Genomic DNA, 19,815 nt, shown 5'->3' with positions numbered 1-19,815 from the left:
AAACCACCCGACGGACGGTCATCGCGACGGAAGCCACCACCACGGTTGTCATCACGACGGTCGTCGCGGCGGAAGCCACCCGACGGACGGTCGTCACGACGGAAACCACCACGGTCGCCACCGCGGTCGTCACGACGGTTGTCGCGGCGCTCGTAGTTGCCCCGGTCGTCGCGGCGCTCGAAGGTGCGCTCCTGGGCGACCGGCTCGGCGACGGCGGCCACGGCGGCGGCCAGCTCGGCCTCGGCGGCCTCGACGACCTCGGCGACGGCGGCCTCCGGGTCCTCACCGCGCTCGCGGGCGGAGCGGGCGACGAGGCGGTCGGCCTCCTCGCGCAGCTCGGCGGCACGACGGGTCGCGCGCTCCAGCTGCTTGGTCAGGTCGGCGACCTCGCGCTCGGCCTGCTTGGCGGCGTTGTTCGCGGAGTCGGCCTGCACCTCGGTGAGCGAGCGCGCACCGGTGATCTCGGCGACCTCCGGGTCGAAGGCGCCGGCGCCCTGGACGATGTGGCGCGAGGCGTCGACGCCCGCGTCCTCCATCAGGCGGAAGATCTGGCGGCGCTGGTGCGGCAGGGCCAGGGAGACGACGACACCGGACTTGCCGGCACGGGCGGTACGGCCCGAGCGGTGCAGGTAGTCCTTGTGGTCGCCGGCCGGGTCCACGTTGAGGACCAGGTCGATGCCGTCGACGTGGATGCCGCGGGCGGCGACGTCGGTGGCGACGAGCGCGTTGACGTAGCCGTCCTTGAAGTCGGCGAGGACGCGGGTACGGGCGCCCTGCGTCATGCCGCCGTGCAGCGCGTCGGCCTTCACGCCGGCCTCGATGAGCTGCTCGGCGATGCGGTCGGCGCCCAGCTGGGTGCGGACGAAGATGATGGTGCGGCCCTTGCGGGCGGCGATGGCGGCCGTGACCGGGGCCTTGTCCTTCGGCTTCACGACGAGGACGTGGTGGGTCATGGTCGTGACGTTGCCCTGGGCGCTGTCGACCTCGTGGCTGACCGGGTTGGTCAGGTAGCGCTTGACCAGGGTGCCGATCTCGTTCTCCATGGTGGCGGAGAAGAGCATGCGCTGGCCGCCGGCCGGGACCTGGTCGAGCAGCTCGGTGACCTCGGGCAGGAAGCCCAGGTCGGCCATCTGGTCGGCCTCGTCGAGGACCGCGACCTCGACGTTCTCCAGGGAGCAGGCGCCGCGGTTGATGATGTCGCGCAGACGGCCCGGGGTGGCGACGAGGATGTCGACACCGCGCTCCAGGGCGTAGATCTGGTTGCCCATGGAGGTACCGCCGCAGACGACCTTCATCTTCAGGCCGAGGACGTCGCCGTAGGGCTGGAGGGCGTCCGCGACCTGCATCGCGAGCTCGCGCGTCGGGGTGAGGATGACGGCGCGGGGCTTCTTCTTCTCCGTGTAGCCGTCGGCCAGGCGGGCCAGGGTCGGCAGACCGAAGGAGAGGGTCTTGCCGGAGCCGGTGCGGCCGCGGCCGAGGATGTCCTTGCCGGCCAGGGCGTCCGGGATGGTCGCGGCCTGGATCGGGAACGGGGTGGTGACACCGTTCTGGCCGAGCTTGCGCACGACGCCCTCGGGCAGACCGAGGTCCGCGAAGGTGACGGTGGGCTCGGCGTCGTCGGCGTCGGCCTCGTCCGCCTCGGCGGTCACGTCGGCGACGTCCGCCACGTCCGCCTCAAGGGCCTCGATGATCTCGTCGCGCTCGATGGCGTCCATGGCCTCGGTGACCGCGAGGGTCTCGGCGTCGACGATCTCGGTGGAGTCGTTCTCGGGCATGACGGAACGGTCAGAACTGGAAATGGACATGCGAAATGCGAAACCTTCCGGAGTCTCGGCACGCGCCCAAACTCCGTGAATCGCAAATCGACCGCCTCAATGCGGTCAGCCACGGTTGGGGAGAGTACGCGCCACACGGCGCTCTTCGGATTCGGCGCCGGGCAATGGGATCAAACGATCTATAACCATACGCACCCTCCCGGGGGTCTGGCAAGTCGCCCCCCGGGCTCCGCCCCTGACCTGCGGCGATTCCCCGGGGACGAGTTACGCGAACCCCGGACGGGAGCCCCAGAACCCCCCAGACCGGGGCAGAACGCCCTAGGCCATGGTCGCCCCGGGGCCCGCGTCAGACGACCCGCTCGGTGTGGGTTCCGTCACAGTCGGGGTGGGGTCCGGGGTGGGGGTGCTCGTCCCGCCCGAACCGGATCCGGAGCCGCCGGAACCGGAGCCCGAGCCCGAGCCCGACCCGCCGGACCCCGAGCCTGACCCCGAGCCCGAGCCCGAACCGGATCCCGCGCCCCCGGCGGCCGACCCCGCGCCGCCGGCCCCCGAGCCCGACCCGGAACCGCCCGCCGCGGACCCCGAGCCGCCGGACCCCGTACCGCCCCCGGACGGCACCTGGCCGCCCTGGCCGCCCGCGCCGCCGCCCGGGCCGGCCGACGGGGAGGGCTGCCCGGGCTTCGCGGGCGCGCCCGGGCTGGGCGAGGCGCCGGTCGCGCCGGAGGCCTTCCCGGGCTCACCGGGCTTGCCCGACTGGTTCCCCGTACCGTCCTTCACGCCGTGGCCGTTGCCGTGCACCCCGGAGCCGTGGCCTCCGCCCGCCGCCCCGGTGGGCCCGCCCGTGTCCTTGCCGCCGACCGAAGCGGAGGGCCCCGGCTTCGCGGCGTCCTCGCCGACGCTCATGCAGCCGGCGGTCGCCGCCACCGCGAGCGCGGAGACGGCCAGTCTGAGGGACGCGGACAGGGAAGCGGTCAAAGGGCGCACGGGGGCACCTCCGGAGCACTGCGGCGGGGTCCGCGATGAGTGGGTCAATGAGCCCAACTCCCTTTACCCCGTAAGAGACACGCCCCTTACGCGAACAGCTGCCGCGCCACCTGCGAGCCGAGCGTCACCGCGCCGAGCCCCACCAGCACCGACGCCGCGACGTTCGCCGCCGCGAGGAACCGCCAGCCGCGCTCGGCCAGCCGCAGGGTCTCGTACGAGAACGTCGAGTAGGTGCTGAGCGCCCCGCACAGCCCCGTCCCCAGCAGCAGGTCCGCCCGCGAGGAGCCCGCACCGGCCAGCGCCGCCCCCGCCAGCACCCCGAGCAGCAGGCAGGCGGCCGCGTTGACCACGAAGGTCCCCCACGGGAAGACGGAGTCGTGGCGCGCCTGCACCGCCCGGTCGGTCAGGTACCGCAGCGGCGCCCCGACGACGGCACCCGCCACCACCAGCAGCCAGTTCACCGGCGCCCCCGCCGGCCGAGGGCCAGCCGGGCCACCGAGGCCGCCGCCCACACCGCCCCCAGCGCGGCCACCACCGTCAGCCCGGCGTACGCCAGCGCGGTCCCCGCCTCGCCCTCGTCCAGCAGCCGGGAGAAGTCCACGGCGTACGTGGAGAAGGTGGTGAACCCGCCGAGCACCCCCACCCCCGCGAACGGCCGCAGCAGCGGGTGCGGCGCGCTCCGCCCGCCCTCGCTGATCAGCACCATGAGCACGCCGATCAGCGCGCAGCCCGCGGCGTTGGTCCAGAAGGTCGCCCACGGGAAGGCCCCGGGCGCGGCCGGCCACAGCAGCGCCAGCCCGTACCGGGCCGAGGCCCCGAGGGCGCCGCCCACGGCGACCGCGGCGAGCACCCGGCCCTGCGGCTCGGCCCGCTGGGCGGGGACGTGCAGGTCGACGTCCGGGTCGATGGCCTCCGCGCCGGGGACGGGCTCGGTCACCCGTAACCCAGGGCGTGCAGCCGCTCGTCGTCGATCCCGAAGTGGTGGGCGATCTCGTGCACCACCGTCACCTCCGTCTCGGCGACCACGCTCTCCCGGTCCTCGCACATCCGCAACGTGGGGTTCCGGTAGATGGTGATGCGGTCCGGGAGCACTCCGGCGTACCACTCGCCGCGCTCGGTGAGCGGGGTCCCCTCGTACAGGCCGAGCAGCTCGGGGTCGTCGGCCGGCGGCTCGTCCTCGACGAACACGGCGACGTTGTCCATCAGCCGCGTCAGCTCCGGCGGAATCCGGTCCAGGGCCTCTGCGACGAGCTCCTCGAACTCCTCGCGCGTCATCTCCAGCACCCGGCCATTGTCGCCCCGGCGGGGGCGCCCGCAGCCGGTGGGGGGAAACCGTTTTGGCGATAGCTCCCCCGATCCCATATGCTTCTCACGTCCCCGACGCGCTGCAAAGTGCCCGGCGGGCCTTTAGCCCTCATCGTCTAGTGGCCCAGGACGCCGCCCTTTCAAGGCGGTAGCACGGGTTCGAATCCCGTTGGGGGTACGCAACACCATGTGCAAGACTTGCTCTTGCACACACCAGGTCCTGTGGAGCAGTTGGTTAGCTCGCCACCCTGTCAAGGTGGAGGTCGCGGGTTCAAGTCCCGTCAGGATCGCTGAGGCTGGAAACAGTCTCGTGGCTGGGTAGCTCAGTTGGTACGAGCGATCGCCTGAAAAGCGATAGGTCGCCGGTTCGACCCCGGCCCCAGCCACAAAAGGAAGGCCCCGTCCATTGGACGGGGCCTTCCGCGTTCTACCCCTCCTCCTGCTCCGCCCGGGCGGAGCGACGCCACCGCACCACTCCGAAGGCGAGGGCGCCCGCGCCAACGAGGGCGAGCAGCGCCCAGTCCGGGACGGCGTCCGCGAGGGAGCCGACCCACCGTTCGACGGCGTACGAGTCGTCCACGTCCAGCAGCCCGGGCAGGGCGCTCGCCCCGTCGTAGGCGAGGAACAGCGCGCCCAGGGTGATGAAGAACAGCCCGGACAGCAGTGAGGTCGTGTGGAGTTCGAAGCGGCCCGCCCGGAAGGCCCGGCCGCGCAGCCAGCGCCGCCGGCCGAGGTCGAAGCGCTCCCAGAGCAGGGCCAGCACGAACAGCGGTACGGCCATGCCGAGGGCGTACACCGCGAGCAGCAGACCGCCGTAGACCGGGCTGCCGCTGACGGCGGCCACCGTCAGGACGCTGCCGAGGATCGGGCCCGCGCAGAAGCCGGCCAGCCCGTAGACCGCGCCGAGGGCGTACACCGACAGGGCGGTGGTCGGGCGGATCCGGCCGGACAGCTCGGTGATCCGCCGCGGGGCGAAGCCGAGGCCCAGGATCTGGGCGAGGCCGAGCGCGACGATCAGCCAGCCGCCCGTGAGGACGAGCAGGTCGCGGTTGCCGTGGAGGAAGCGGCCCGCGTAGGAGCCCGCCGCGCCCATCGGTACGAGGGTGCTCGCGAGGCCCGCGTAGAAGATCCCGGTGCGTGCCAGGAGCCGTGAGCGGGAGTCGATGGAGTAGGCGAAGAAGGCGGGCAGCAGCAGGGCGCTGCACGGGCTGAGCAGGGCGAGGAGTCCGCCGAGCAGGGCGGCCAGGTATCCGATGTGGGTCACGGCTTGGCCGCCTGCTTGGCTTCGGCCTTGGCCTTGGCGATGGCTGCGGTGAAGGCGTCCAGGGGCTGGGCCCCGGCGATGGGCCGCCCGTTGACGAGGAAGGAGGGGGTGGACTGGACGCCGATGCGGTAGCCCTCCTCCTGGTCGCGGCGCAGGGCGGCCGCGGCCTGCTCGCCGGCCAGGTCGGCCTTGAAGCGGTCCAGGTCCGGGACGCCGGCCTCGCGGGCCAGCTCGACGAGCCGGTCCTCGCCGAAGCCCTTGGCCTTGGCGCCCTCGGCGTACGCGGCGGCGTGGAAGGCGGTGAAGCGGTCCTGCTGCCCGGCGGCCCAGGCGGCCTTGGCGGCGGCCTCGGACTCGGCGCCGAAGATCGGGAAGTTGCGCCACTCGATGCGGAGGGTGCCGTCCTCGACGTAGCGCTTCACCAGTTCGGGTTCGGTGTCGCGGGCGAACTTGCCGCAGTAGCCGCACTTGAAGTCGGAGTACTCGATGAGGACGACGGGCGCGTCGGCGCGGCCGACGGCGAGCTTGTCGCCGGGCTCGCGGCGGGCGAGCGCCTTGAGCTCGGCGGCGGGGTCGGTACGGGGGGCGGCGGTCGCGGCTGCGGTGTCGCGGCGCGGCTCCTCCTGGGGGGCGGTGGCCTGCCAGGACACCAGCCCGAGGGCGACGGTGGCGACGGCGACCCCGGCGGAGATCAGCAGGGGCTTGCGGGACGAGCGGGACATGGGTGTGCTCCAGGACTGCGTGGCTGCGTGCGGTGAAAGGGGGGTGGCGGTCCCCCCTACACCCGCATCACGGACAGCTCCACCGGCTTCGGCGCGCGCTGGCCGGGCCCGCGTACGAGGACCCGTGCGCGGGACACGTCGTGCGGGCGCACCTGCTCGGGCGCGTTCCGCCCGGCCGCGAGCTGCGCGTGCTCCTGGCCCCCGCCCCGGGGCAGCACCCCGGCCCCGTGCCCGTGCCCGTGCCCTCCGGGACCGCAGGAGGGCCCCCGCTCCCCGCCCGGCCCGGCAGCCGGATCCGGCCCGGCGCCCGCCCCGCCCGCGGCGGCGTCCGCCCGCGGTGCCGGACGCGACTCCGGACCGACGGCCACTCCTGGTGCCGGACGCGACTCCAGGCCGACGGCCACCCCCGGGCCCGGACCCCGGTCCGGGACCAGGCGTTCCGCCCCGGCCGGGGCATGGACGGGCCCACGGGCCGGGCTCAGCTCCGGCGACCCGGCCGGGTCCGCGCCGCGGCCCTGCTCCGGTCCGCCCGCGCCGGCACCCGCCTCCGGGGCCGGACCCCGCTCCGCGGGCGCCCGTACCGCCCCGGCCGGGGCGGACGCGGCAGCGGGGGCCGGCCTCCCGCCCTCGTCCGCGCCGGCGCCGCGCCCTGGGGCGGCTGCCGCCCCAGGGCCCGCGGTCCGGTCCGGGGCCACCTGGCGCGGCTCGGCCGGGGCAGCGGCCACCCGCAGGTCCGGACCCCGGTCCGGGGGCCCCGGTACCCGCCCGGCCAGGGCAAGGGCGAGGGCGAGGCCCAGGAGCAGCACCAGCCCGGCGGCAGCCCGGCGGTTCCACGGGCTGGGACGGAAGGACAAGGGTGGGCGGCCTCTCACTCGCACAACTGGGGGACTCGTCCCGAAATGGTACGGGGAGGGGCACAAATGCGTTCGCCACCCGCCCGGCCCAGGTGAGATCCTCGATCAGGTATGTCTACTTCCTTCGCCGCCCTGCAGACGCTTCTCGGTGAGATCTCCCTCCGTGACGCGCACCGCCTCGGCCGCCGCCTCGAGGGCGCCCGCCGTATCCGCAAGCCCGAGGCCCGGCAGGCCGTGCTCGACGAGATCGCCGCGGAGGCCGAGAAGGCCGCCGCGCGACTGGCCGGCCGCGCCTCGCGCATGCCGGAGGTCACGTATCCCGAGAACCTGCCCGTCAGCCAGAAGAAGGACGAGATCGCCGAGGCGATACGCGACCACCAGGTCGTGATCGTCGCGGGCGAGACCGGCTCCGGCAAGACCACGCAGATCCCCAAGATCTGCATGGAGCTGGGGCGCGGCGTCCGGGGCATGATCGGGCACACCCAGCCCCGACGGATCGCCGCCCGCACGGTCGCGGAGCGCATCGCGGAGGAGCTGAAGTCCGAGATCGGGCAGACCGTCGGCTGGAAGGTCCGCTTCACCGACCAGGTGGACCAGGACTCGACCTTCGTGAAGCTGATGACGGACGGCATCCTGCTCGCCGAGATCCAGACGGACCGCGAGCTGCGCGCCTACGACACGATCATCATCGACGAGGCGCACGAGCGGTCGCTGAACATCGACTTCCTGCTCGGCTACCTGGCCACGCTGCTGCCGAAGCGCCCCGACCTGAAGGTGGTCATCACCTCGGCGACCATCGACCCGGAGCGGTTCTCCCGGCACTTCGGGGACGCTCCGATCGTCGAGGTCAGCGGGCGGACGTACCCGGTGGAGGTGCGGTACCGGCCGCTGCTGGAGGAGGACTCCGAGGAGAGCGACCGCGACCAGATCACCGCGATCTGCGACGCCGTCGACGAGCTCCAGGGCGAGGGCCCGGGCGACATCCTGGTCTTCCTCTCCGGTGAGCGGGAGATCCGCGACACCGCCGACGCGCTGGTCAAGAAGAAGCTCCGCTTCACGGAGGTGCTGCCCCTCTACGCCCGGCTGTCGCACGCCGAGCAGCACCGGGTGTTCCAGGCGCACACCGGCCGCCGGATCGTCCTCGCGACGAACGTCGCCGAGACCTCCCTGACCGTCCCCGGCATCAAGTACGTGATCGACCCGGGCACGGCCCGCATCTCCCGCTACAGCCACCGCACGAAGGTGCAGCGGCTGCCGATCGAGCGGATCAGCCAGGCCAGCGCCAACCAGCGCAAGGGCCGCTGCGGCCGTACCAGTGACGGCATCTGCATCCGGCTGTACTCCGAGGACGACTTCAACGGCCGGCCGGAGTTCACGGACGCCGAGATCCTGCGGACGAACCTGGCGTCCGTCATCCTCCAGATGACCGCGGCCGGGCTCGGCGAGATCGAGAAGTTCCCGTTCATCGACCCGCCGGACCACCGCAACATCCGCGACGGCGTGCAGCTGCTCCAGGAGCTGGGCGCGCTGGACCCGGCCGAGAAGGACCACCGCAAGCGGCTCACCCCGATGGGCCGCCAGCTCTCCCAGCTCCCGGTGGACCCGCGGCTGGCCCGCATGGTCGTGGAGGCGGACAAGAACAACTGCGTCCGCGAGGTCATGGTCATCGCGGCGGCCCTGTCCATCCAGGACCCGCGGGAGCGGCCGTCGGACAAGCAGACGCAGGCGGACCAGAACCACGCCCGGTTCAAGGACGAGACGAGCGACTTCCTCTCGTACCTGAACATGTGGCGGTACGTCCGCGAGCAGCAGAAGGAGCGCGGCTCGTCCTCGTTCCGCCGGATGTGCAAGCAGGAGTACCTGAACTTCCTGCGGATCCGGGAGTGGCAGGACATCTACGCCCAGCTGCGTTCGGTGGCGCGGACGATGGGGATCCACGTCAACGAGGCCGACGGCGCCGAGACCAACATCCACATCTCGCTGCTGGCCGGCCTGCTGTCGCACATCGGCCTGAAGGACACCGACAAGAACGAGTACCTGGGCGCGCGGTCGGCGAAGTTCGCGGTGTTCCCGGGGTCGGCGCTGTTCAAGAAGCAGCCGAAGTTCCTGATGTCGGCGGAGCTGGTGGAGACCTCGCGGCTGTGGGCGCGGGTGAACGCCAAGGTGGAGCCCGAGTGGGTGGAGCCGCTCGCCCAGCACCTGATCAAGCGCACGTACAGCGAGCCGCACTGGGAGAAGGACCAGGCGGCCGTGATGGCGTACGAGAAGGTCACGCTGTACGGCGTGCCGATCGTCGCCCAGCGGAAGATCAACTACGGCCGGATCGACCCCGAGGTGTCGCGGGAGCTGTTCATCCGCAACGCGCTGGTCGAGGGCGACTGGCGGACCCACCACAAGTTCTACGCCGACAACCGCAAGCTGCTGACCGAGGTCGAGGAGCTGGAGAACCGGGCGCGGCGCCGCGACATCGTCGTGGACGACGAGACCCTGTTCGACTTCTACGACCAGCGGATCCCGGAGCACGTGGTCTCGGGGGCGCACTTCGACTCCTGGTGGAAGCACAAGAAGCGCGAGGAGCCCGAACTCCTCGACTTCGAGCGCGAGATGCTGCTGACGGAGAAGGCGGCCGGGGTCACCAAGGCCGACTATCCGGATTCCTGGCGGCAGGGGCAGCTGAAGTTCCGGGTGACGTACCAGTTCGAGCCGGGCGCGGACGCGGACGGTGTGACCGTGCACGTTCCGCTCCAGGTGCTGAACCAGGTCACGGACGAGGGCTTCGACTGGCAGATCCCGGGTCTGCGGGAGGAGGTCGTCACGGAGCTGATCCGTTCGCTGCCGAAGCCGATCCGCCGGCACTACGTGCCGGCGCCGAACTACGCGACGCGTTTCCTGCAGACGGCGCATCCGATGCAGGAGCCGCTGCCCGTGACGCTGGCGCGCGAGCTGCACCGGATGGTGGGCGTGCCGGTGACGGCGGAGGACTTCGACCTCGGCCGGATCCCGGACCACCTGAAGATCACGTTCCGGATCGTCGACGAGCGGCGCCGCAACCTCGCCGAGGACAAGGACCTGGAGGCGCTGCGGCTGAAGCTGAAGCCGAAGGCCCGCCAGGCCCTCTCCAAGGCCGCGGCCGCCACCGCCGAGCGGGCGGGCGGGGAGTCCCTGGAGCGGACCGGTCTGACGGACTGGACGATCGGCACCCTGGAGAAGGTCTTCGAGACCCGCCGGGCCGGCCAGCCGGTGAAGGCGTACCCGGCGCTGGTGGACGACGGGACGAGCGTCTCCGTACGGCTCTTCGACACGGAGGCCGAGCAGCAGCGGGCGATGTGGCTCGGCACGCGGCGCCTGATCCTGCTGAACATCCCGGTGAACCCGGCGAAGTTCGCCTCGGACAAGCTGTCGAACCAGCAGAAGCTGGCGCTGTCGCGCAATCCGCACGGCTCCATCCAGGCGCTGTTCGACGACTGCGCTACGGCGGCCGCCGACAGGCTGATCGCCGACCACGGCGGTCCCGCCTGGGACGAGGCGGGCTTCCGCCGGCTCTACGACAAGGTCCGGGCCGACCTGGTGGACACGACGGTGCGGACGGTCGGGCAGGTGCAGCAGGTCCTGGCGGCCTGGCAGGCCTGTGAGCGGCGGCTGAAGGCGACCGGCAGCCTGGCCCTGATGGCCAACGTCGCGGACGTGAAGGCGCAGCTGGCGGCGCTGATGCCGGCCGGCTTCGTGACCCTGACCGGGCTGAAGCGGCTGCCGGACCTGATGCGCTATCTGGTGGCGGCCGACCGGCGGCTCCAGCAGATGCCGACGGGCGCCCAGCGCGACACGACGCGCATGGAGAAGGTCCACGAGATGCGGGACGAGTACCTGTGGCTGCTGGAGCAGTTGCCGAAGGGCCGGCCGGTCCCGGAGGCGGTCACGGAGATCCGCTGGATGATCGAGGAGCTGCGGGTCAGCTACTTCGCGCACGCCCTCGGGACGGCGTATCCGATCTCCGACAAGCGGATCGTGAAGGCGGTGGACGCGGCGGCGCCGTGATCCGGTTCGACCGCACCCCCTGAGCTGCTGTACAGTCTGTTTCGCAGCCGCGCCAGTCGGCCGCGAATCAAGGTCCTGTGGAGCAGTTGGTTAGCTCGCCACCCTGTCAAGGTGGAGGTCGCGGGTTCAAGTCCCGTCAGGATCGCAGAAACGTCAGGGCCCGTATCCCCCAAGGGATGCGGGCCCTGACGCGTATCCGGGTACCGGGTCGTGCGCGCGGTGCCGACGGGCCCGGCGGCCGGCCGCGACGTGATCGACCGAGGCGTGCGGCGCCCCTGAGGGGCCACCTGGGGGCCTCGGCGCCCCCCCGGGCACTTCCCGGGTCACCGACGCGGCCCGGGGGCCTTGAAGGGGCCCTTGAGCGGTCCGGGGGAACACATCGCCCAGAGGGGAGAAATCCCCCATACGCATGAGGCGCTCTGTACCGGACCTCCCTTTACGGGGGGCATTGCCGGATGTACAAGAGTTATCAGCTGTGACGGGAGTCACCGCATGAGTTTTTGAGATGCGTACGTTTATCGGACCCATACGCATGCTCGATTTAATATGTGCAATGGCACCCACCCTGCCGGCGCCCGGAGGTGACGGGATCCCGGACCCCCTCCCAGGGCCGCCCGGGGGTGCCCCGGACACAAAAAAGATCGCGCTGGACCCGGCGGAGTCCAGCGCGATCGAACGGCAGTGAGCCTGTTGGGGCAGGCCCAGCCGATGAAGCCATGTGGGTTTCATCGGATTGGGGGATCCGACACGTACCCGTTAATGCGGTGTTGCTGCGGGACCTCAGGCCTCGCTGCGCTGCTGCGGAATTCCCGCGAGCAGTGCGCGAACCTCGGCCTCGCGGTAACGGCGGTGTCCACCCAGGGTGCGGATGGACGTGAGCTTGCCAGCCTTGGCCCAGCGGGTGACCGTCTTCGGGTCCACGCGGAACATCGTGGCAACCTCAGCCGGGGTCAGCAGCGGCTCGGCATCAGGGGTGCGAGCGGTCATGAGCGGCCTCCTCGGGAGAACCGAACCATCTCGGTTCTTTCCTCTAAATTCTGCACCTTGGCCCGCGTTGCCCGAAATGGACATACGCAGGCCGAGTCGGTTATAGGACGAACGGCTTGTCCTCGGCACTACAACTACACCATCCGTCCAGCCTCGACGGCCAAACCGATGGAATTGCCCTCCGAGGTGTTCATCAGCGGCGGAAGCCGATGGACCGCCCTATAACGGACAGTCACCCCACTGTGACGATCAGTCACAGAGCGATCAGGAGTCGTCAGACCCCCCATAGAGTGCAATACCGAGCATTCCGCCCAAAGTTGGGTGGAAGGAACCCTCCCCGGACTCCTTGTCCTATTTTGGCACGAGGGTAGGGGATGGGCGCAAGGGTGTGGATAGTGCGTTCCGTCACGCTTGGGCCAATGGCCCGTATCGGGACGTAGGTCCTGGAACTAAGACCCTAATGCGGTGATCGAACCCCTGATCTGCGTATTGTGGCCGATCGGCCGATGACAACCGATACGGGCGATACGCGAGGGGTCCGAACGGGTACCGAACGGGATTCGTACATGATCCCCACAGGCCCCCGGTTCCGAAAGGCCCAAAGCCCTCCTAGTTCGCGAAGAGCCTCTCCCGGACCGCCCGCCACCGCAGCGAGAGCTCCCCGTACACCTGCGCGGCGCCCTCCCCGTCGCCCGCCCGCAGGGCCGCGAGGCCCTCCGCCAGGTCACGGGCCGACCGGTCCCCGGCCAGCCCGTCAGCCGGCAGCGCGTGCAGCAGCCCCCCGTAGTCCAGTTCGACCATCGAGCGCGGATGGAACTCCTCCAGCCAGCTCCCGACCTCCACCAGCCCGTCCGCCAGCGGCCCGTAGCCCCGGCCCTCCTCCGCCCGCAGCGTCCGCAGCGCCCGCGCGAGCCGCCGCCGGGCCTGCACCATCGGCGTCCGGTAGCGCAGCAGCTCGCCCGGCAGGTACTCCCGCTCCTCGTCCGCCACCAGCACGAACCAGCGCAGCGGGACCTGCCACACCCCGGTCCGGATCCACGGCCGCCCGTCCGGGTTCCGCTCGCGCCAGGCCTCGTACGCCTCGGCGGCCCGGCGCCGCTGCGCCGGCGGCAGCGCCGCGTCCAGCACCGGGCGCGGGAACTCGGCGACCAGCTCCTGCAGCGCCAGCCAGCCGCGCAGCCGGGTCCGCCAGGGGCACACCAGCAGCACCCCGTCCCGCTCCGCCGTGAAGGCGTCCCCGCTCTCGTGCACCGGGACCCCGACCACGGGGACCCGTACCAAATCGGAGAGCGAGCGCCGCAGTTCGTCCTGGGCCGTCGGGGCGTTCCCGCGCCGGGCGTACGCCGCCCAGTGCGTGCGCTCGGGCTCCGCGAACGCCGCCAAGGGCTCGTACACGCGCAGGTAGGAGGCGTACGGGACGGCCGGCGCGGGCCGTGGGGATTCGCTCACCCACCGGTCCTCCCCTTTTTGGCGCCCGGGCTCACCTCCGGGGCCCGGGTAACACGGGAGTGTTCCGATCCCCGGACAGGGGCTACCGCCGCGCGCCGCAGGTCTTACTCTGCTCCCAGCACGCCCTCCCCCACCCACAGGGCGGGCGTCTTTCCGCCGCATCTCTTCCATGGGAGTCACCACCGTGACCGAAATGACCGACGGCGTCCTGCACACCCTGTTCCGTTCGGAGCAGGGCGGCCACGAGCAAGTCGTGCTGTGCCAGGACCGAGCCACGGGCCTCAAGGCCGTCATCGCCATCCACTCCACCGCCCTGGGCCCCGCCCTCGGCGGCACGCGCTTCCACGCGTACGCCTCGGACGAGGAAGCCGTCCGCGACGCGCTGAACCTCTCGCGCGGCATGTCCTACAAGAACGCCCTCGCCGGTCTCGACCTCGGCGGCGGCAAGGCCGTGATCATCGGCGACCCCTCCACCCTCAAGAGCGAGGAACTCCTGCTGGCCTACGGCCGGTTCGTGGAGTCGCTCGGCGGCCGCTACGTCACCGCCTGCGACGTCGGCACGTACGTCGCGGACATGGACGTCGTCGCCCGCGAGACCCGCTGGGCCACCGGCCGCTCCCCCGAGAACGGCGGCGCCGGCGACTCCTCCGTGCTCACCGCCTACGGCGTATTCCAGGGCATGCGCGCCAGCGCCCAGCACCTGTGGGGCGACCCGACGCTGCGCGGCCGCAAGGTCGGCGTCGCGGGTGTCGGCAAGGTCGGCAAGCACCTGGTGCGGCACCTGCTGGAGGACGGCGCCGAGGTCGTGATCACGGACGTCCGCGAGGAGTCCGTCCGCGAGCTCCTCGACCTGCACCCGGACGCGAAGCTCAGCGCCGTCGCCGACACCGAGGCCCTGATCCGCGTGGAGGGCCTGGACATCTACGCCCCCTGCGCGCTCGGCGGCGCCCTGAACGACCACTCCGTCCCGGTCCTGACCGCCACGGTCGTCTGCGGCGCGGCGAACAACCAGCTCGCCCACCCCGGTGTGGAGAAGGACCTCGCGGACCGCGGGATCCTCTACGCCCCCGACTACGTGGTCAACGCGGGCGGGGTCATCCAGGTCGCCGACGAGCTGCACGGCTTCGACTTCGACCGGTGCAAGGCGAAGGCCTCGAAGATCTTCGACACCACGCTCGCCATATTCGCACGTGCGAAGGCGGACGGGATCCCGCCGGCCGCGGCGGCCGACCGGATCGCCGAGCAGCGGATGTCCGACGCCCTCGCGGAGCGGGCCGCGGCACGCAAGGCGTAGCCCTTCCGGGACCCGCCGGAGCGCGGCGAGACAGAACTCACTGCGCTTCGGCGGGTCGGCGGCCAGGAAAGCGTTAAAATCGCAGCTGACCAGCGAGTACGGGGTGTCCCGCTGGTTCTGTGGAGAGGCACGTCATGCGGGCGGCGTACCGTATGGCCGCGGAAGCAGGTACCGTTAAACCCCTACGGACGGTCTCTCCACGGAGAGCCCGCTCCGAACCATGAACGCGTGTCAGACTCTGGGGCCGTCGAGCCCCGTCACCGAGGGGGTCGAGCCATGGGGCGCGGCCGGGCCAAGGCCAAGCAGACAAAGGTCGCCCGCCAGCTGAAGTACAACAGCGGCGGGACTGACCTCTCGCGTCTGGCCAATGAGCTGGGCGCATCGCAGACAGAGCCGCTGCCTATCAGCGCGCCGGTCGAAGTCGATGACGATCTGGACGACGACGACCCGTACGCCAAGTACGCGGATCTGTACAACGATGACGACGAGGACGAGGACGAGCAGTCCGGTCCCTCGGCGCACCGTCGCGGGGCTTGACGCACCGATCCTCTGTTCACGGCGTGCGGACCCGCAGGCTGACTGAACTTGTTCCACTTGTGCCGAAACCCGGTCCAGGGCATCGCCCCGGACCGGGTTTCAGTGCTGCTCAGACCGCGTAGCTCCCGGTCAGGGTCGCGCCCTCGGCGTGGTCGCCCCGGTCGAGGATCTCGCCGGCGACCCAGGCCTCGACGCCCCGGTCGGCCAGGGTGGTCAGGGCCACGTCCACCGACTCCTGCGGGACCACGGCCATCATGCCGACGCCCATGTTCAGGGTCTTCTCCAGCTCCAGCTGCTCGACGCTGCCGGCCTTGCCGACCAGGTCGAAGATCGCGCCGGGCGCCCAGGTGGAGCGGTCGACGGTGGCGTGCAGGTGGTCCGGGATGACCCGGGCGAGGTTCGCCGCGAGGCCGCCGCCCGTGATGTGCGAGTACGCGTGGACCTCGGCCGTCCGGGTGAGGGCCAGGCAGTCCAGCGAGTAGATCTTGGTCGGCTCCAGCAGCTCCTCGCCAAGGGTCCGGCCGAGCTCGTCGACGTGCTGGTCCAGGGACATCCCGGCCCGGTCGAAGAGGACGTGCCGGACGAGCGAGTACCCGTTCGAGTGAAGGCCGGACGAAGCCATCGCGATGACGGCGTCCCCCGTACGGATGCGATCGGCGCCCAGGAGGCGGTCGTACTCGACCACGCCGGTGCCGGCGCCGGCGACGTCGAAGTCGTCCGGTCCGAGCAGGCCCGGGTGCTCGGCGGTCTCGCCGCCGACGAGGGCGCAGCCGGCGAGGACGCAGCCCTCGGCGATGCCCTTGACGATGGCGGCGACACGCTCGGGGTGCACCTTGCCGACGCAGATGTAGTCCGTCATGAAGAGCGGCTCGGCGCCGCAGACGACGATGTCGTCCATGACCATGGCGACCAGGTCGTGGCCGATGGTGTCGTACACGCCCAGCTGGCGGGCGATGTCGACCTTGGTGCCCACGCCGTCGGTGGCCGAGGCCAGCAGGGGGCGCTCGTAGCGCTTGAGGGCGGAGGCGTCGAAGAGGCCGGCGAATCCGCCGAGGCCGCCGAGGACCTCGGGGCGCTGCGTCTTCTTCACCCACTCCTTCATCAGCTCGACGGCGCGGTCGCCCGCTTCGATGTCGACGCCGGCGGCTGCGTAGCTGGCACCGGTGGTCTTCTCTGTCATGACAGGCGAGAGCTTTCGTGTCGTTGCTGCGTGTGGTGCCGGGCCCCGGGAGAAGCCTCAAAGACAGGGCTCGGCGCAGGCGGAGCTGGAGCCGGGCCGGCCCGGGGAGGGCCGGCCCACGGGCCTACGGGCGGCGGAGCGCGTCGGCGGCGTCGGTGCCGCCCGCGAGCTCGTTCTCCAGGAGCTGCTTGCCCAGGAGCTGCGGGTCGGGCAGCTCCATGGGGTACTCGCCGTCGAAGCAGGCACGGCAGAGGTTGGGCTTCTGGATGGTGGTCGCCTCGATCATCGAGTCGAGCGAGATGTACGAGAGCGAGTCCGCGCCCAGCGACGTGGCGATCTCGTCGACCGTCATGCCGTTGGCGATCAGCTCGGCCCGGGTGGCGAAGTCGATGCCGAAGAAGCACGGCCACTTCACCGGCGGGGAGGAGATCCGGATGTGGACCTCGGCCGCACCGGCCTCGCGGAGCATCTTCACGAGGGCGCGCTGGGTGTTGCCGCGGACGATCGAGTCGTCGACGACGACGAGGCGCTTGCCCCGGATGACTTCCTTGAGCGGGTTGAGCTTGAGGCGGATGCCGAGCTGGCGGATCGTCTGCGAGGGCTGGATGAAGGTCCGGCCGACGTAGGCGTTCTTGACCAGGCCGGAGCCGTACGGGATCCCGCTGGCTTCGGCGTAGCCGACGGCGGCGGGCGTGCCGGACTCCGGCGTCGCTATCACCAGGTCGGCCTCGACCGGGGCCTCCTTGGCGAGGCGCCGGCCCATCTCGACGCGCGAGAGGTAGACGTTCCGGCCGGCGATGTCGGTGTCCGGGCGCGCCAGGTAGACGTACTCGAACACGCAGCCCTTGGGCTTCGCTTCTGCGAAGCGCGAGGTGCGCAGGCCGTTCTCGTCGATCGCGATGAGCTCGCCCGGCTCGACCTCGCGGACGAAGCTGGCGCCGCAGATGTCGAGGGCGGCGGTCTCGCTCGCGACCACCCAGCCGCGCTCCAGGCGGCCGAGGACCAGCGGGCGGATGCCCTGCGGGTCACGGGCGGTGTAGAGGGTTCCCTCGTCCATGAAGACCAGGGAGAAGGCGCCCTTGACCTGGGGGAGGACCTTGGCGGCCGACTCCTCGATGGTCAGGGGCTTGCCGTCCTCGTCGGTCTGTCCGGCGAGGAGGGCGGTGACCAGGTCGGTGTCGTTGGTGGCGGCCACCTGGGTGGCGCGGCCGTCCTGACGGGGGAGGTCGGCGACCATCTCGGCGAGCTCGGCGGTGTTCACCAGGTTGCCGTTGTGACCCAGGGCGATCGAGCCGTGGGCGGTCGCCCTGAAAGTGGGCTGAGCGTTCTCCCAGACGGACGCTCCGGTGGTCGAGTAGCGGGCGTGACCGACCGCGATATGACCTTGGAGGGATCCGAGGGAGGTTTCGTCGAAGACCTGGGAAACGAGGCCCATGTCCTTGAAGACGAGGATCTGGGAACCGTTGCTCACAGCGATTCCCGCGGACTCTTGTCCGCGGTGCTGCAGTGCATACAGTCCGAAGTAGGTGAGCTTGGCGACCTCTTCACCCGGAGCCCAGACACCGAAGACGCCGCAAGCGTCCTGGGGGCCCTTCTCACCGGGGAGCAGGTCGTGGTTGAGTCGTCCATCACCACGAGGCACGCCACCGAGTGTAGGCGAGATCGACCACTGGTCCGAATTGGGGACGGCCGGGAAATCTCACAGCACAGAGGGTGACGGGGCGGCCCCGTCTCGTATTCCGATCACTTTGTTGACAGCTACGAGGGAATTCGTACAGGCTCTCGCCCCATGCAGCCTCTCGGTGACCGTGCCGTCACCCTCGTCGAGCGCCGCCACGTAGACCTGGTCCGTGTCGCGAGCGCCATCTGTCGCTGTTCTGCGTAGTCACAACTCTTTCTGCTTCTTCCTGATTTCGCCCGCCCAGCCCCGCCCTGCCGTGCCGCGCGCCGTTGCGCGCCCGCCCGGGGCAGGGGCGGCCGGGCCGGGCCTTGGAGTTCCCGTGTCTTCGTACAACAGCAAGCTGTCCCGCCGTGCCTTCGGAGGGGCCGTCGGAGCGACCGCGGCCACCGCCGCCGTGGGGCTCGGCGCCGCTCCGGCACAGGCCGCCGACGCCCGTGAGGCGGGCCCGGAGGAGCGCGAGTTCCGGGCCGCGCGGGGCCGGCAGTCGCGCCGTCCGAACATCCTGTTCATCCTCGGGGACGACCTCGGCTGGGCCGACCTCTCCTCGTACGGCTCCCCGCACATCAAGACCCCGAACCTGGACCGCCTCGCCCGCCAGGGGGTCCGCTTCACCGACGCCTACTCCGGCTCCGCGACCTGCTCCCCGACCCGGTTCAGCCTGTACACCGGGCGCTACCCGGCCCGTACCAAGGGCGGTCTGGCGGAGCCGATCGCCGACAAGTCGGCGGGCCTGGACCCGACGCACCCGACGCTGGCCTCGCTGCTGAAGGAGGCCGGCTACGCCACCGCGCTGATCGGCAAGTGGCACGCCGGCCACCTGCCCGACCACAGCCCGACGAAGTCCGGCTGGGACACCTTCTTCGGGAACTTCGGCGGGGCCCTGGAGTACTACTCCAAGCTGGGCCTGGGCGGCGAGTACGACCTCTACGAGGGCGACGCCGCGTACAAGGACCTGCGCTACTACACGCGGATCATCACGGAGCGGGCGAGCGAGTACGTCTCCCGCGACCACGGCGGCAAGCCGTGGCTGCTGAACCTGAACTTCACCACTCCGCACTGGCCGTGGATCGCCGACGGGGACACCGCCGAGAGCGCCGAGATCGTCCGGCGGATCAAGGCGGGCGACGCGCGGGCCCTGTGGCACCAGGACGGCGGCTCGGTCGAGAAGTACAAGCAGATGGTCGAGGACCTCGACCGGTCGGTCGGCGAGGTGCTGAAGGCGCTGAAGCGCTCCGGCCAGGAGGACGACACCCTGGTCGTCTTCTCCAGCGACAACGGCGGCGAGCGGTTCTCCTACAACTGGCCGCTGTCCGGCAACAAGGCCTCGCTCCAGGAGGGCGGGATCCGCGTGCCGAACATCGTCCGCTGGCCCGCCCGGCTGGACGGCGGCCAGGTCAGCCGGGTGCCCGTGTTCAGCCCCGACTGGACCGCGACCCTGCTGGAGGTGGCCGGCACCCGGCCGCACCGGGCGTACCCGCTGGACGGGGTGAGCCTGGCCGGGTACCTGCTGCGCGGCGAGCGGGTCGCCGAGCGGAACCTGTTCTGGCGGGTGCGCGGGGAGCGGGCGCTGCGCCGGGGCGACTGGAAGTACTACCGCGGCAAGTCGGGGCGCGACCAGCTGTTCAACCTGGCCGGGGACCTGCGGGAGCAGGCCGACAGGGCGGCCGTCGAGCCGGCCCGGCTGGCGGAGCTGCGGGGGGCCTGGGAGGCGGTCGACAAGGGCCTGCTGCCCTACCCGGCCTGACCCC

17 protein-coding genes and 4 tRNA genes are annotated in these 19,815 nt (G+C 71.4%); 9 read left to right on the top strand and 12 right to left on the bottom strand.

What is annotated here, in order from left to right; genetic code table 11:
* The 5 genes from AC07A6_RS07265 to AC07A6_RS07245 form a co-directional block, all read right to left on the bottom strand.
* Positions 1 to 1,805, bottom strand: a 1,805-nt coding sequence (locus AC07A6_RS07265; protein WP_478776376.1) for a DEAD/DEAH box helicase, incomplete at its 3' end; no start/stop codon positions are given.
* A gap of 288 nt (positions 1,806 to 2,093) precedes the next feature.
* On the bottom strand, positions 2,094 to 2,759 hold the full coding sequence (locus AC07A6_RS07260) for a hypothetical protein (RefSeq protein WP_478776375.1): 666 nt from the start codon (positions 2,757 to 2,759) through the stop codon (positions 2,094 to 2,096).
* A gap of 86 nt (positions 2,760 to 2,845) precedes the next feature.
* Positions 2,846 to 3,220: a fluoride efflux transporter FluC gene (locus AC07A6_RS07255; protein ID WP_362456303.1), complete on the bottom strand. Its 375-nt coding sequence runs from the start codon at positions 3,218 to 3,220 to the stop codon at positions 2,846 to 2,848.
* Positions 3,217 to 3,696 carry a FluC/FEX family fluoride channel gene (locus AC07A6_RS07250; protein ID WP_478776374.1) on the bottom strand — a complete coding sequence of 160 codons (480 nt, stop codon included), beginning with the start codon at positions 3,694 to 3,696 and terminating at the stop codon, positions 3,217 to 3,219. Before AC07A6_RS07250 ends, AC07A6_RS07255 begins: the two co-directional genes overlap by 4 nt.
* Positions 3,693 to 4,043 carry a metallopeptidase family protein gene (locus tag AC07A6_RS07245; protein ID WP_030225620.1) on the bottom strand — a complete coding sequence of 117 codons (351 nt, stop codon included), beginning with the start codon at positions 4,041 to 4,043 and terminating at the stop codon, positions 3,693 to 3,695. Before AC07A6_RS07245 ends, AC07A6_RS07250 begins: the two co-directional genes overlap by 4 nt.
* A gap of 126 nt (positions 4,044 to 4,169) precedes the next feature.
* Here AC07A6_RS07245 and AC07A6_RS07240 point away from each other — a divergent pair.
* From AC07A6_RS07240 to AC07A6_RS07230, 3 genes are all read left to right on the top strand, one after another.
* A tRNA-Glu gene (locus AC07A6_RS07240) sits at positions 4,170 to 4,242 on the top strand.
* A gap of 38 nt (positions 4,243 to 4,280) precedes the next feature.
* A tRNA-Asp gene (locus AC07A6_RS07235) sits at positions 4,281 to 4,354 on the top strand.
* 22 nt (positions 4,355 to 4,376) lie between these two features.
* Positions 4,377 to 4,450 (top strand) — tRNA-Phe (locus AC07A6_RS07230).
* Between the two features lie 41 nt (positions 4,451 to 4,491).
* Here AC07A6_RS07230 and AC07A6_RS07225 read toward each other — a convergent pair.
* Genes AC07A6_RS07225 through AC07A6_RS07215 form a run of 3 tightly spaced genes read right to left on the bottom strand, consistent with a single transcriptional unit; the run spans position 4,492 to position 6,904 of the window.
* Positions 4,492 to 5,328, bottom strand: coding sequence for a cytochrome c biogenesis CcdA family protein (locus AC07A6_RS07225; RefSeq protein ID WP_478776373.1), 837 nt, complete (start codon positions 5,326 to 5,328; stop codon positions 4,492 to 4,494).
* Positions 5,325 to 6,050, bottom strand: a complete 726-nt coding sequence (locus AC07A6_RS07220; protein WP_478776372.1) for a DsbA family protein — start codon at positions 6,048 to 6,050, stop codon at positions 5,325 to 5,327. The genes AC07A6_RS07225 and AC07A6_RS07220 overlap by 4 nt, the downstream gene beginning before the upstream one ends.
* A gap of 56 nt (positions 6,051 to 6,106) precedes the next feature.
* Complete coding sequence (locus AC07A6_RS07215) at positions 6,107 to 6,904, bottom strand: hypothetical protein (RefSeq protein ID WP_478776371.1); 798 nt, start codon at positions 6,902 to 6,904, stop codon at positions 6,107 to 6,109.
* A 111-nt stretch (positions 6,905 to 7,015) separates the two neighbouring features.
* Here AC07A6_RS07215 and hrpA point away from each other — a divergent pair, with 111 nt between their 5' ends.
* Positions 7,016 to 10,939 (top strand): ATP-dependent RNA helicase HrpA, encoded by a 3,924-nt coding sequence (gene hrpA / locus AC07A6_RS07210; RefSeq protein ID WP_362456319.1) that lies wholly within the window; start codon positions 7,016 to 7,018, stop codon positions 10,937 to 10,939.
* A 71-nt stretch (positions 10,940 to 11,010) separates the two neighbouring features.
* Positions 11,011 to 11,084: transfer RNA gene (locus AC07A6_RS07205), tRNA-Asp, on the top strand.
* A 635-nt stretch (positions 11,085 to 11,719) separates the two neighbouring features.
* On the opposite strand, the gene bldC is transcribed toward AC07A6_RS07205, so the two are convergent.
* Positions 11,720 to 11,926 carry a developmental transcriptional regulator BldC gene (bldC, locus tag AC07A6_RS07200; protein WP_003949541.1) on the bottom strand — a complete coding sequence of 69 codons (207 nt, stop codon included), beginning with the start codon at positions 11,924 to 11,926 and terminating at the stop codon, positions 11,720 to 11,722.
* A 609-nt stretch (positions 11,927 to 12,535) separates the two neighbouring features.
* A complete protein-coding gene (locus AC07A6_RS07195) occupies positions 12,536 to 13,375 on the bottom strand; it encodes a DUF8083 family protein (RefSeq protein ID WP_478776370.1) in 840 nt (279 codons plus the stop codon).
* A 184-nt stretch (positions 13,376 to 13,559) separates the two neighbouring features.
* Here AC07A6_RS07195 and AC07A6_RS07190 point away from each other — a divergent pair, with 184 nt between their 5' ends.
* Together AC07A6_RS07190 and AC07A6_RS07185 are read left to right on the top strand one after the other, a co-directional pair.
* Positions 13,560 to 14,669, top strand: a complete 1,110-nt coding sequence (locus AC07A6_RS07190) for a Leu/Phe/Val dehydrogenase (protein ID WP_362456323.1) — start codon at positions 13,560 to 13,562, stop codon at positions 14,667 to 14,669.
* A gap of 276 nt (positions 14,670 to 14,945) precedes the next feature.
* Positions 14,946 to 15,206, top strand: a complete 261-nt coding sequence (locus AC07A6_RS07185; RefSeq protein ID WP_125602468.1) for a DUF3073 domain-containing protein — start codon at positions 14,946 to 14,948, stop codon at positions 15,204 to 15,206.
* A gap of 109 nt (positions 15,207 to 15,315) precedes the next feature.
* Here AC07A6_RS07185 and purM read toward each other — a convergent pair whose 3' ends face one another.
* Positions 15,316 to 16,386, bottom strand: coding sequence for a phosphoribosylformylglycinamidine cyclo-ligase (gene purM, locus AC07A6_RS07180; protein WP_362456326.1), 1,071 nt, complete (start codon positions 16,384 to 16,386; stop codon positions 15,316 to 15,318).
* A gap of 124 nt (positions 16,387 to 16,510) precedes the next feature.
* Positions 16,511 to 18,028, bottom strand: coding sequence for an amidophosphoribosyltransferase (gene purF, locus AC07A6_RS07175; RefSeq protein WP_125819347.1), 1,518 nt, complete (start codon positions 18,026 to 18,028; stop codon positions 16,511 to 16,513).
* A 147-nt stretch (positions 18,029 to 18,175) separates the two neighbouring features.
* Here purF and AC07A6_RS07170 point away from each other — a divergent pair, with 147 nt between their 5' ends.
* Positions 18,176 to 18,271: a putative leader peptide gene (locus AC07A6_RS07170; RefSeq protein ID WP_352211348.1), complete on the top strand. Its 96-nt coding sequence runs from the start codon at positions 18,176 to 18,178 to the stop codon at positions 18,269 to 18,271.
* Between the two features lie 115 nt (positions 18,272 to 18,386).
* The gene (locus AC07A6_RS07165) at positions 18,387 to 19,811 is read left to right on the top strand and encodes a sulfatase-like hydrolase/transferase (protein WP_478776369.1); all 1,425 of its coding nucleotides are present in this window, start codon (positions 18,387 to 18,389) and stop codon (positions 19,809 to 19,811) included.
* Positions 19,812 to 19,815: the final 4 nt, after the last annotated feature.

This window comes from Streptomyces sp. NPDC044002 (assembly GCF_056434525.1).
The sequence above is the reverse complement of the archived record's forward strand: the minus strand, read 5'-3'. Positions and strand labels throughout refer to the sequence as shown.